Origin of the sequence: Pseudomonas sp. B28(2017) (genome assembly GCF_002113025.1) — a bacterium.
Classification (GTDB): domain Bacteria; phylum Pseudomonadota; class Gammaproteobacteria; order Pseudomonadales; family Pseudomonadaceae; genus Aquipseudomonas.
Map to the genome: position 1 here is coordinate 1 of NZ_NEJH01000012.1, position 12,831 is coordinate 12,831.

The 12,831-nt window shown below is 61.3% G+C and carries 10 protein-coding genes; 6 read left to right on the forward strand and 4 right to left on the reverse strand.

Features of this window, described 5'->3' with window-relative positions; all coding sequences use genetic code 11:
* Positions 1-107: 107 nt before the first annotated feature.
* Positions 108-656 (reverse strand): methyl-accepting chemotaxis protein, encoded by a 549-nt coding sequence (locus CAF65_RS29115; RefSeq protein WP_371919025.1) that lies wholly within the window; start codon positions 654-656, stop codon positions 108-110.
* A 1,450-nt stretch (positions 657-2,106) separates the two neighbouring features.
* Positions 2,107-3,777, reverse strand: coding sequence for a diguanylate cyclase GcbA (gene gcbA, locus CAF65_RS23275; protein WP_085718380.1), 1,671 nt, complete (start codon positions 3,775-3,777; stop codon positions 2,107-2,109).
* A gap of 485 nt (positions 3,778-4,262) precedes the next feature.
* Between gcbA and CAF65_RS23280 the strand changes: the two genes are divergently transcribed.
* The 6 genes from CAF65_RS23280 (at position 4,263) to CAF65_RS23305 (ending at position 10,957) form a co-directional block, all read left to right on the forward strand.
* Positions 4,263-5,330: a DUF2333 family protein gene (locus tag CAF65_RS23280; protein WP_085718381.1), complete on the forward strand. Its 1,068-nt coding sequence runs from the start codon at positions 4,263-4,265 to the stop codon at positions 5,328-5,330.
* A 3-nt stretch (positions 5,331-5,333) separates the two neighbouring features.
* A complete protein-coding gene (locus CAF65_RS23285; protein ID WP_085718382.1) occupies positions 5,334-5,891 on the forward strand; it encodes an NUDIX hydrolase in 558 nt (185 codons plus the stop codon).
* Positions 5,892-6,110: 219 nt separating this feature from the next.
* Positions 6,111-6,482 (forward strand): translation initiation factor Sui1, encoded by a 372-nt coding sequence (locus tag CAF65_RS23290; protein WP_008016777.1) that lies wholly within the window; start codon positions 6,111-6,113, stop codon positions 6,480-6,482.
* A 218-nt stretch (positions 6,483-6,700) separates the two neighbouring features.
* On the forward strand, positions 6,701-8,614 hold the full coding sequence (gene speA / locus CAF65_RS23295; protein ID WP_085718383.1) for an arginine decarboxylase: 1,914 nt from the start codon (positions 6,701-6,703) through the stop codon (positions 8,612-8,614).
* A gap of 232 nt (positions 8,615-8,846) precedes the next feature.
* On the forward strand, positions 8,847-10,166 hold the full coding sequence (locus tag CAF65_RS23300; RefSeq protein WP_085718384.1) for a contractile injection system protein, VgrG/Pvc8 family: 1,320 nt from the start codon (positions 8,847-8,849) through the stop codon (positions 10,164-10,166).
* A complete protein-coding gene (locus tag CAF65_RS23305; RefSeq protein ID WP_085718385.1) occupies positions 10,163-10,957 on the forward strand; it encodes a DUF4123 domain-containing protein in 795 nt (264 codons plus the stop codon). Before CAF65_RS23300 ends, CAF65_RS23305 begins: the two co-directional genes overlap by 4 nt.
* A 43-nt stretch (positions 10,958-11,000) precedes the next feature.
* Here CAF65_RS23305 and CAF65_RS23310 read toward each other — a convergent pair whose 3' ends face one another.
* Together CAF65_RS23310 and CAF65_RS23315 are read right to left on the reverse strand one after the other, a co-directional pair.
* Positions 11,001-12,350 (reverse strand): MATE family efflux transporter, encoded by a 1,350-nt coding sequence (locus CAF65_RS23310; protein WP_085718386.1) that lies wholly within the window; start codon positions 12,348-12,350, stop codon positions 11,001-11,003.
* A 66-nt stretch (positions 12,351-12,416) separates the two neighbouring features.
* Positions 12,417-12,710: a hypothetical protein gene (locus tag CAF65_RS23315; protein WP_085718387.1), complete on the reverse strand. Its 294-nt coding sequence runs from the start codon at positions 12,708-12,710 to the stop codon at positions 12,417-12,419.
* Positions 12,711-12,831: the final 121 nt, after the last annotated feature.

Below are 12,831 nucleotides of genomic sequence, written 5' to 3' on the forward strand. Positions count from 1 at the left end.
GGGCGGGAGTTTTGTGGTGAAGGTTCTGACGCCTTCGCGAGCAGGCTCGCTCCCACAGGGGTAGCGCCCACCCTTGTGGGAGCGAGCCTGCTCGCGAAGGCGGTTTATCAGACGCGGAAGGCTTGGACAGCCGTGTGCAATCGCCCACCCAGCACCAGCAGGTTCTCCCCCTGCTCGCGCCCTTCGCCGATACGCAGCAGGTTATCCCCTCCCAACTGGTGAATCCGCTCACTGTGGTCGCGGATCTCGCTGACAGCGCCGCTTTGCTGGGCGGTGACATCGGCGATGCGTACCGCCGTGTCGGAAATGGTCTGGATTGCCCCGACGATTTTGTCCAGCGCGCCATCGGCGGCCTGGGCCTGGTTGGCGGTAGCTTCGGCGTGTTCGACCTGGGCGCGCATGCCTTCCACCGATTGCCGCGCGGCGGTTTGCAGGCCTGCGATCAGCGTCTGGATTTCTGCCGTGGCCCCGGCGGTACGTTGCGCCAGTGAGCGCACTTCTTCGGCCACCACGGCAAAACCTCGGCCCATTTCCCCGGCCCGGGCTGCCTCGATGGCCGCGTTCAAGGCCAGCAGGTTGGTCTGGTCGGCAATCGAGCGGATCACCGTCAGCACGCCACCGATAGTGGCCGACTCTTCGGCCAGGTGTTCGATCATTTGTGCATTGCCTTGCACTTCATCCACCAGCGCATGCAGGCCGGTGAGGCTCAGGCCGATGACTTTCTGTCCATGCTCCACGGCCAGGCCGGCGTGGCGGCTGGCGTCGGCGGCCTGGCTGGCATCACCGGCGACTTGTTGAATGGTCGCTTCCAGTTCGCTGAGGGAGTCGCGGATCAGCGCCGTATCGCCGGCCTGGTGCTCGGCACCGCTGTGCAAGTCGTTGCTCAGGTCGGCCAGGGTGCGGCTGCTGCCGGCCACCTGTTCGGCGTTGCGGCGAATGGTCCCCACCAGGTCCACCAGATACGCCCGCAAGCGGTTGAGCGACGCTTCAATGTCATGCAGTTCGCGGTTGGTGTTGCCCAGTTGAATGTCGCGGCTGAAGTCGCCTTCGGCCCAAGTCGACAGGGCCGGGGCGAGGTTGGTCAGGGTCCGGGCCAGTTTGCGCTGCAGGGTGTCGATCAGCAGTGCAATCAATAGAATCAAACCGATCATCACGCCTTGCATCAACCGCACTTCACCCTGGATCTGCCCGTGCTGGGCGCGTACCACCGGTTCCAGCCCAGCAATGGCCTGTTGCACGTCGGCGATTTTCAAGTGAGTCGCGGTGCTGAGGTCGGCACGTTTGCTGATTTGATCGCGAGTGCGCGAGAGCTCGGCCGGGTAGCGGGTGAGCAGGCTGTTGAGCTCGCGCTTGAGGCCAACGCCGGCATCTTCGGCGACGGTTTTTTCCTTGTTCTCAAGGCCCATCATCGAGGCGAAATCATCGGTGTTCGAGTCGTTGCTGGTGGTCACGCCCAGCAGCGGCAGGGCGTCGAGCTTCTCCGCCTGGGTGCGGATGTTGGCCACTTCGCGTTCAACATCGGCGGCCAGTTCACTGCGGCCGCTGCTGACCAGTTTGTCCCGCGCCAGGGACAACTTACCCAGGTGCTGCGATGCGGCGAGCAGCGGCGTCAGGTAGGCCGCATTACCACTGGCGTACTGGCTGAGCTGATCGAGACTGGCGCCCAGTTCCCGCTCGGCCTGCAGCAGCAGCGCTTGCGGATCGCCGGCCAGTTTGCCGGCGGCCAACAGGTCGGTTTTGCTGAACTCTTCAAGGGTCGACAGGCTGGGGCGCAAGGTTTCGGCCAAGGCCGGTGGCAATTCGCCGAGTTGTTTTTGCAGACTGTCGATGCCCTGGGCGGCACTGCTCAGGCGCAGGGTATCGCCGCTGCCAAGGTAATCTTCGACGCTGCGGGCGACTTCATTCTGAAACTGCTGCGACAGGCCCAGGTAGCGCTCCATTAATAGATACGGGCGCTCAAGGGCTTTCTGCGACCACCACAGCGTCGCGCCGAGGGCCACGCACACGGCCACCAGAAGGAGGGTATTGAGATTGGTCAGCAGCTTCAGGCGCATTACGGACTACCAACGGCAGAAATGGTAAGTGCCTGAAGTTATTGCGTTTCTGTTACAGGGTTATGACCGTATCGGTCGATTCCGATAAAAAAGTGGCACTTTGCTTTGATGTGCGTGCGGCCTGTACGCGATTGCGTCCACCGTCTTTGGCGCGATACAGCGCCTCATCGGCCTGACTGGCCATCATCAGACTGTCGGAGCTTTCGCATAACTCCACCACCCCGGCACTGAAGGTGCACCACAGGTCCTGGGGTTGAGCGGGGTAGTGAATCTCGGCAAAACGCTGACGGATTTCATCGAGCACGTTGTAGGCCGCTTCGATATCGGTGTCCGGCATGACGATGGCGAACTCTTCGCCACCATAGCGGCCGATGAAGTCGGTTTTGCGCAGGCGTTGTTTGAGAAACAGCGCCAGGCTCTTGATCACCCGATCGCCCATGGGGTGGCCGTGGCTGTCGTTGACCCGTTTGAAATGGTCGATGTCGAGCATGGCAAAGCTCAGCGGTTTGTTCTCGCGACGGGCGCGGAACGAGCAGTCTTCGAGCAATTGCAGGATGTGCGTGTGGTTGTACAGGCCGGTCAGGCTGTCACGGACCATCCGTGCCTTGAGGTTGCGGGCTCGCGCCGCACGGTTGCGCACGGTGGTGATCAGGTGCCGGGGCTTGATCGGTTTGGTCAGGAAGTCATCGCCGCCCTCGCTCATGGCGTCGAGCTGTTTGTCCAGGTCGTCTTCGGCCGACAGGTAAATGATTGGCACGCTGACGTAACGGTCGTTGTGACGGATCACCTTGGCCAGTTCCGTACCGGTGCAGGCCGGCATATACATGTCGAGGATGATCAGGTCCGGCTGGAAATCCGCCAGTTCGGCCATGGCCTGGATCGGCTCGATCAACGTCCGGGTAACGATCCCTGCGCTGTTGAGCAGGCGCTCGGTGTGCAGGGCCTGGGCGCGGGAGTCGTCGATGATCAGCACTTTATATGGTTCGTACTGGGCAACGCAGGTCAGGACTTCGATTTTCTCCAGCAGGCTCGACGCTTCGAGGGTGCCGGTGAGGAACTCTTGGCCACCGGCACGCACGGCGGCCAGGCGGGTCGGGGTGTCGGTTTCGTGCAGGCTGAAGAACAATAGCGGCAAACGCTGGTCGAGGCCTTCCTGGGCTTCAGCGGCCAGTTTCAGGCCGACACCGGGGCCACTGAAATCCACGTCCATGACAATCGCTGCGGGCGAGCGCTCAACCATCGATGAGCGAAACGCGTCCACGCTGTCCAGGGACTGGGCGCTGAGCCCGAAGAACTCCAGTTGCTTGGCCAGGCGCTCGGCGCGGTCGTGATCCTGCAACATCACATAGATGGGCTTGCGCAGGGGAGGCAGGAAAGTCTGATCGAGTTGGTCGCCATGGCGCAGGCCGGTGCGTGACAGGCGTTGCATCAAGCGATTGAGGTCGGTGATCAGGCCGCTGCTCAGGCGTCCGCGGTTGGCATCGACTGCCTTCAGGGACTCACCGATATGGTGTGCCAGTTGCGTGTGCTCCGGTTGCTCGAAACGCTCGGCGAAACGCAGCAGGCGCAGGTTGGCCTCGCTCAGTTCCGAAAGGTCGGCGGTGGACCACTCACTGCGTTGCAGGCGCTGCCATATCTCAAGAATCTGACGAGCCTGATGAATTACCCGCTGGGCAAAGTGATGCTTGAGGCGCTCGCGGCTGGGGTCTTCTGGCTCGGTCATATCCTGACTACTAGTTAGGGTGCACACTGAGGTCGACTGGTGGCTCTATGCTAGCACCACTTTTCCATTACATGAGTGCTGTACGTCAATAATCTGCAATGTGACTCCATTCAGTTTGTGACTGGCTGGTCTGATTCAGGCCTTGGAAGTCCTGGCATGCGGAGGGCGAAGTGCATTGATCAGGGCACTTGACGGGTGTGGGGCGGCCATTGGCGAGTGACTGACCTTCGGCCATTGATGATTTTTTTGCGAGTGCTGACCGGCTCGGTTTTTTGGGTTTCAGGGGGTAGGGGATTCCCTTATGAATGCAATCCGAACCATTAGGTGAACTTCGAGGGCGGCAGCGTCGTCGGGTAGGCAGGAACACTTTTCATCCCAAGCCCGGTAATTTTCCCCTTCGATGCAATGGCGGGTGCCGAGCCAAGGCACGTTGTTGTATGGTTGTGGTCGAACCGTCGAACTCAAGAGATTGAAAGGATATCGCCATGCTGGACTGGAAGAACCGCACAGGCAGTGCGCCTGAACGTGCCGCTGAACCGAAGTCGGAGGCCCGAAGTTATCTGGGCGGCCTGTTGTTCAGCCGGGCGCTGGCCACTCTGCTGGGTATCTACCTGTTGGTGGCGAGTGTCCTGGGCTGGTACTGGAGCCAGGAACCGGCGTTGTTCCCGGTTCAGCAAACCGCTCAACTGGCGGCCGAGAAAGAAGGCAAGCAGATGGTGGTCGGCTATACCACGGTGGAAACCCTCAAGACCGTCGCCGGCACCTTGCTGACCAAGCCAGGCGGCTATATTTCCAACGACCGATTCCCGCCAGGCCTGTGGATGGACAACATGCCGAGTTGGGAATACGGCGTGCTGGTGCAGGTCCGCGACCTGAGCCGTGCACTGCGTAAAGACTTCGCCCGCTCACAGTCGCAGTCCGCTGAAGACGCCGACCTGGCCAAGGCCGAGCCGCGTTTCAACTTCGACAACAAGAGCTGGGTGCTGCCGTCCAGTGAGTCCGAGTACCAGGAAGGTATCAATTCCCTGAGCCGCTATCAGGCGCGCCTGTCCGACCCGAACCAGAAGAGCGCATTGTTCTATGCCCGCGCCGACAACCTGAACAACTGGCTGGGTGATGTTGGCACCCGTCTCGGTTCGTTGTCGCAACGGCTGTCGGCCAGTGTCGGGCGGGTCAAACTCAATACCGCGTTGAAAACCGAGGTGGTGGCGCCGGGTGAAGTGCCACAGGTCGATGAGGAAATCGTCGAGACCCCGTGGCTGCAGATCGACAATGTGTTCTACGAAGCCCGTGGCCAGGCCTGGGCTCTGTCGCATCTGTTGCGTGCCATCGAAGTCGACTTTGCCGATGTGCTGGCCAAGAAGAACGCAACTGTCAGCGTGCGCCAGATCATTCGTGAACTGGAGGCGTCGCAGGAGCCGGTGTGGAGTCCGATGATCCTCAATGGCAGCGGCTTCGGTGTGTTGGCCAACCACTCGCTGGTCATGGCCAACTACATTTCCCGGGCCAACGCCGCGGTGATCGATTTGCGTCAATTGCTCAATCAGGGCTGAGTCATGGTCGATAACGCCAGAGAGGCCGCGCACCGCGCGGCGTCTGATGCCGAACAGATCGCCTGGGTCGACGAGCAGGACAACCTGCTCGGCGCCCTGGTCCGTTCCGACCTGCGCGAGCGCGGGCTGATCGGGCGCGGCACCTACATCATGCTGTTCAACTCCGCTGGCGAACTGTGTGTGCATCGCCGCACGCTGAGCAAGGCGATCTATCCCGGTTACTGGGACGTGGCGGCGGGTGGCATGGTGCTCGCCAGTGAAACCTACGCCGAGTCGGCGGCCCGGGAACTGGAGGAAGAACTGGGCGTGAGTGGCGTGGAACTGACCGCCCATGACCATTTTTTCTTCGAAGACACCGGCAATCGCCTGTGGTGTTCGGCGTTCTCGGCGGTGTGGGACGGCCCGTTGATCCTGCAACCGGAAGAAGTGCTCGAAGCACGTTTTTTGCCGGTTGAGGAAGTGCTGCGGGAAATCGAGGAAAAGCCTTACTGCCCGGACTCTTTGGCGGCACTGAAGCGCTATCTGAGGTCTCGCGGGCAAGACGTCGCAAAAAGGCTATAAATTGGCGCCGATTGGCTCTTAGCAATCGGCGTTTTTGTCGTTACACTGCGCGACCTTTTCAAACTGAACCGGTATGGCTGTTTCTGTAGGAGCTAGCTCCTGCAGTGAAATGAATGTCGTACCGTATCAGTAGCGCTGCCCCTGCCTGAGTGGGGCTTCGCGGTCGATGGCACTTCCCAGGTGCTGCGACCAGTCTTTGTCCTCCAAAGAGGATTGCCGGTGGCCAAAAAAGCCGCATCCTTCGCCGCCCTGGGCGGCCTGGTATTTTCCACCGACGCAGGTCGTCATTGCCCGGAGTGCAGTAAACCGGTGGACGCCTGCATCTGCAAACAGACCGTTATCCCGGCCGGCGACGGCATTGCGCGCGTGCGTCGCGAAAGCAAGGGCCGTGGCGGCAAGACGGTGACCACCATCACTGGCGTGCCATTGGCTGAAGATGCGCTCAAGGAACTGGGCACGACGTTGAAGAAACGTTGCGGTACCGGTGGGGCGTTGAAAGACGGTGTCATCGAAATCCAGGGCGATCATGTCGAGCTACTCTTGGCAGAGCTGATCAAGCTCGGTTTCAAAGCGAAGAAATCCGGCGGCTAGCAGCCTCTGTGAAAACCACCCTCGGCTTGACCGGTCCTGATGGCATTCAGGCCTGGCGTCAGCTACATGGTTTTCACAGAGCCTGTTCATGACCGGTTTCTAAACTCACTGCGGTCGGCGGGGTCTATTGCCTCGTTGACGAACCGTCATTTTCATTCTTTAGACTGCGCCGGCCTGAACCCAGGCGACGCACTATGACTTCTTTATAGGGGACTTCGATGTCCGTACGACGCACACGCAAAGACGATGGCAGCCAATGGACAGTTGCGGACAGCCGCAGTGTTTACGGGATTCGCCATTGGGGGGCCGGGTATTTCGCGATCAATGACGCCGGTCGCGTCGAAGTTCGTCCGAACGGTCCGAGCAGCTCGCCTATCGACCTGTTCGAGCAAGTCGACCAGCTGCGCAAAAGCGGCCTGTCCTTGCCGTTGCTGGTCCGCTTCCCGGACATTCTGCAGGACCGCGTGCGTCAGCTGACCGGCGCGTTCGACGCCAACATCGAGCGTCTGGAATACCAGAGCAAGTACACTGCGCTGTACCCGATCAAGGTGAACCAGCAGGAAGCGGTGATCGAGAACATCATCGCCACCCAGAACGTTTCCATCGGCCTGGAAGCCGGGTCCAAGCCCGAACTGCTGGCAGTGCTGGCACTGGCGCCGAAGGGCGGCACCATCGTCTGCAACGGGTACAAGGACCGCGAATTCATCCGCCTGGCGCTGATGGGCCAGAAGCTCGGCCACAACGTGTTCATCGTGATCGAGAAGGAATCCGAAGTCGGTCTGGTGATCGAAGAAGCTGCCTCGCTCAAGGTCAAGCCTCAGGTCGGCCTGCGCGTGCGCCTGTCGTCTCTGGCGTCGAGCAAGTGGGCGGACACCGGCGGCGAGAAATCCAAGTTCGGTCTGTCGGCGGCGCAACTGCTGTCGGTGGTCGAGCGTTTCCGCGCGGCCGGCCTGGACCAGGGCATTCGCCTGCTGCACTTCCACATGGGCTCGCAGATCGCCAACCTCGCCGACTACCAGCACGGCTTCAAGGAAGCGATCCGTTACTACGGCGAGTTGCGCAACCTCGGCCTGCCGGTGGACCACATCGACGTTGGCGGTGGCCTGGGCGTGGACTACGATGGTACGCACTCGCGTAACGCCAGTTCGATCAACTACGACATGGACGATTACGCCGGCGTCGTGGTCGGGATGCTCAAGGAATTCTGCGATGCGCAGAGCCTGCCGCACCCGAACATCTTCTCCGAAAGCGGTCGCTCCCTGACCGCTCACCACGCCATGCTGGTGGTGCAAGTGACCGACGTCGAGAAACACAACGACGACGTTCCGCAGATCGAGAACAAGGACGCACTGCCGGAAACGGTGCAGTGGCTGGTGGACCTGCTGGGGCCGACCGACATCGAGATGGTCACCGAAACCTACTGGCGCGCCACGCACTACATGAGCGATGTTGCGGCCCAGTATGCCGACGGCAAGCTGACCCTGGCCGAGAAAGCCCTGGCCGAGCAATGCTACTTCGCGGTGTGTCGCCGCCTGCACAACTCGCTGAAGGCGCGCCAGCGTTCCCACCGTCAGGTGCTGGACGAACTCAACGACAAGCTGGCGGACAAGTACATCTGCAACTTCTCGGTGTTCCAGAGCCTGCCGGACACCTGGGCCATCGACCAGGTACTGCCGATCATCCCGCTGCATCGCCTCGACGAAGAGCCGCTGCGCCGTGCGGTGCTGCAAGACCTGACCTGCGACTCCGACGGCAAGATCAACCAGTACGTCGACGAGCAGAGCATCGAAACCAGCCTGCCGGTGCACGCGCTGAACGAAGGTGAAGACTATTTGCTGGGAGTGTTCCTGGTCGGCGCCTACCAGGAAATCCTTGGCGACATGCACAACCTGTTCGGTGATACCGACTCGGTGAACATCTACCAGAACGCCGACGGCAGCGTGTACCACGCCGGTATCGAAACCCATGACACCATCGAAGACATGCTGCGTTACGTGCACTTGTCGCCGGAGGAACTGATGACTCACTACCGCGACAAGTGCGCCAGTGCCCGCATCAGCGCAACCGAGCGCACGCAGTTCCTCGATGCCTTGCGTCTGGGGCTGACCCGTTCGTCTTACCTGTCTTCCTGAGGTAAGCGCTACGCTGATCAGGTTGTCTGAAATTTTTCCGTTTGCTGCGGAAATTTCAGATGACCTGGTGCGGCAATTCACCTGTTCCAGGCGAAATTTCCAGCATCTTCGATAACCCAACACATTTGGTCTTCTTTTCGCGTAGGTCATTTCCTAAGTTGTACTTCGGCACTCTACTCGGCCATGTCTCTCAGCGAGAATCCCCGGCCGCCCCTCCTGTAGAGAAACGCCGATGTTCAATCCAGTCAGCGAACCGTCATTTCGTCTGGATGTAGCAGGTCTGCCCGACTCCTTCGAGGTCCTGGCCTTTACCGGTAGAGAAGCCATCAGCGAGCCGTTCGTGTTCGACCTGGAGTTGCTGATCGATGACCCGGTGCTTGACCTTGCCAGTTTGCTGTATCGCCCGGCCTCCTTGCATTTCGGGCCAGCCGGAAGCTACGTGCATGGACAATTGCGTGAACTCGTCCAGCGTGATCATGCCTCGGGCCCTCGACTCTGCCAGGTGCGCCTGGGGCCAAAACTGGCATGCCTGGCCCAGCGCTTCAGCCAACGAATCTTCAGCGGCCGTTCAGTGCCGCAAATCCTCGACCAGGTGCTCAAGGAGCACGGCATTACCGGCAAGGATCGACGCCTGGAGCTGAGCGGTGATTACCCGGCCAGGGATTTTTGCACGCAATATCGAGAGTCAGACCTGCAGTTTCTCCAGCGACTGTGCGCCCAGGAACGGCTTCACTACCACTTCGAACACCGGGCCTGCGGACACTGTGTGGTGTTTGGGGATGACCGGCAGCATTTTCCAACCGGCGAACCGGCGGTGTTCCGCAGCGATGGTGATTGGCCGGCGGTGCGGCAGTTCGAACGTCAATGCTGCACAGGAACAGCAGCGCAGTGTGCCGAATGCCGGACAGACCTGGCGATCTTGCGCAGCGGTCGGCTGATGTCGCTGTCCGGTCATCCGGTTGCCGATTGCAATCGACTTTGGCTGCTGACCCACGTTGAACATTGGGGCAGCCAGGATACGACGACGCCTTACCACAATCAGGTCCGTGCCCTGCGCTGGCCTGCACCCATCGAGCCGCCCTGTGCGGCGGTCAAACCACAGATGCATAGCCTGCAACGGGCGTGGCTCGTCGAGGTCGATGAACCAGGCCCCGACCCGGCAAGAGCGGTACCGGTGCAATTCGACTGGCTTTATCAGGGCGAAGGGGCAGCACCCAGTCATTGCTGGTTACCCTTGGCCAGGACGTTGCAGGCTGAAGTGTTCTCGCCATTGCGGGAAGGAACTGAGCTGGTCGTGAGTTTTGTCGAGGGCGATCCCGATCAACCGCAGATAACCGGGTTGCTGCATGCACCGGCAACGATCGAGGTGACGGACACCGACACACCCCAGGCCACCTGCACCCCTGATGAGGGCCTGGAGCAATGGTTGCAGTCGGGAGAGCCATTGCTGGTGTTGTGCCTGTTGCCCGGCGGTGGCAGCTTCAACCACTGTGCAGAGGTATTGTGCACCTGTCGCCTGGCGACACAGCTTGGCCAGAGCTCTGGAGCATGATAGTCACACGCACGCCCGAGGCCCCACCGCAGTGGCTGTTGCTGGTTGTGCCGGGCACGCCGCAGGCGGGCGTCACACTTCGACAGATGTTTGCGCAAGCCTGGTGGTCCGGGCTGTTCGAAGGTACCGAGTGGCATGCGCTGCATGAACAGGGACCGGTCCTGGTCGATCTGCGCACCTGCCCGGCACTGGCCGATTTATGCATCGTCGACGGGCGGCGTTGGCCCGGGTTGCTGATGGTCAGCGAGGCCAGCGCTTCGTCGTTGCTGGTGCATTTGCGGCGCATGCTCACGGTCACGCTTGGCCAGTACCGAGCCCTTTTGAGCTACTACAACCCGATCACGGCCAGCTATTTTTTTGATGCCTGCGATGCGGCTGAACTGAGTCGCTGGCTAGGGCCTATCAAGCAGTTGCGCTGGTTCGGCGGCACTTGGGCGGATCGCGCGATGGGGTGCGAGGGCTGGCAGCGCTTGTCCAACCCGGGGTTGACGGTCAGCCCGCTGGCAATCGAGGAGAGCCTCAGCGCCGGGCAACTGGGAGCACTGCAAACCTGCCTGCTCGAGCAGCATGCCTGGCGCTGGAGCCAATCCACCGGTGTCGATTTCTACCGCCTGTCGGCCCATGTGCAGGAGGGGGTGGTGCTGGGTTTCAGCGAGCGCCCGGTGCTTGATGGCTGGATATGGCTACGCTTGCAGTATCCAGACGCCGTGCCCGTGCAGCCATTGCCGGGCAGGACTCAACAGGAACGCCTCGATAGCCTGCGTCACCGGTGGCAGAACGACCTGCCCTGATGCTGGTCACGTTGTCCCGGTCGTTGCCTGGACTGGCGCCCGTTCAGTGAGTGCTGCCGGCGAACCAGCCATCGTGACGGCGCAGGCGCCAGGCGATCACGCCGAGGGTCAGGCTGCGCAGCAGCATGAACAATAGAAAGGTTATCCACAGGCCATGATTGCCCCCACCTTGCAGTGCCCAGCCGACAGGCAGCACCAGCGCCACGGTCAGCAGCATGCCGTTGCGCATTTCCCTGGCGCGGGTGGCGCCGATGAACAGGCCGTCGAGCAGGTAACTCCAGACGGCTATCAGCGGCAGTACGGCGAGGTAGGGCAGGTAGATGAAGGCGGTGTCGCGCACACTCTGAATGTCCGTCTGCATCTCGATGAACAAATGCCCGGCGAACAGGAACAGCGCGGCAAAGCCCAGGCTCGCCAGCAACGACCAGCCTCCTGCCACTATCAATGAACGGCGCAGGGCATCGCGGTCGCGGGCGCCGAGAGCATGCCCGCACAGGGCTTCGACGGCATGGGCCAGGCCATCGAGGGCGTGGGCAGTGAGCAGCAGACCGTTGAGCAGCAAGGCATTGGCCGCGACCGTGGCGTCGCCCAGCCGTGCGCCTTGCACCGTGATCAGGAAAAACACCGATTGCAGCGCCAGGCTGCGGATGAAGATGTCGCGGTTGACCGCCAGCAATGGCCGCCAGCTCTGCCACCGCGCCAATGCCGCCCAGACGATATGCCCGGGGTAGGCGCGCAAGGCTTTGCGAGTCATCAGCAAACCGATCAGTGCACCGGTCCATTCGGCAATCACCGAGGCCCGGGCAGCACCCGCCACGCCCCATTCCAGGCCGAGGACGAACCACAGGTTCAGGGCAATGTTGACCAGGTTGGTGCTCAGCAAAATCGCCAGCGGCGCCCGGGCATTCTGGGTGCCGAGAAACCAGCCGACCAAGGCATAACTGGCGAGCGCCGCCGGCAGGCCAAACAGGCGGGTGTGGAAGAACTCGCGGGTCAGATGATCGAGCTCCGTCGACGGTTGCATGAAGTGCAACGCGACTCCGCTCAACGGCACGCCTACCGCGCCCAGCACCACGGCCAGGCCGATGGCGAGCAAGAGGCCTTGCAACAGAATCTGTCGCAACGCCGCACCATCCCCGCGCCCGGCTGCCTGGGCGGCGAACCCGGTGGAGCCCATGCGCAGAAAACCCATGGCCCAGGCAAGGAAGGTATACAGACTCGCCCCGACCGCGACGGCGCCAAGTTGATGGGCGTGGGGCAGGTGACCGATGACGGTGCTGTCGACCAGAGCCACCAGCGGTACGGAAATGTTCGAAAGAATCATCGGTGCGGCGAGTGCCCAGACCCGGCGATGGGTAGGGCGGTCACGCCAGTCGGCGGTCAGGATGGACATGCAGGCTCCTTGGAGGAGCGGGCATTGTAGCGGTACATCGAGAGCAAGCCGCGATCAATTGTGGGGTCAGTGAATAATCCAGCTGAGCAACCAAAGCCCCAGCACCAACCAGATGATCCCCATGATGAACGACGCATTGAGAAATGCGCGGATCGCCGACCACAGCAGTATCAGCCCGAGGATCAAGGTCACGATGCTGACGATCGAGGTTTCCATGCCCAGCGCCATGGACAAGCCTTCGACAAAATTGCTGCTGGCGTTGCTCAACAGATTGAACAGCCCACTGAGGCCATCAACGATGAAGCGGATGATCGAGCCGAGTACCTGGCCGAGCCATTCGGAAAAACCTTCTACCTGCATGGAGTGGGAGTCCTGATTAAAGAGAGTCGAGTCTTGGGCTGTCGATCATGCTGCCGAGTTCCCCCAAGCATAGAGGGTTGCACAGTACCTGTGGGAGCGGGCTTGCTCCCACCCGAAAAAC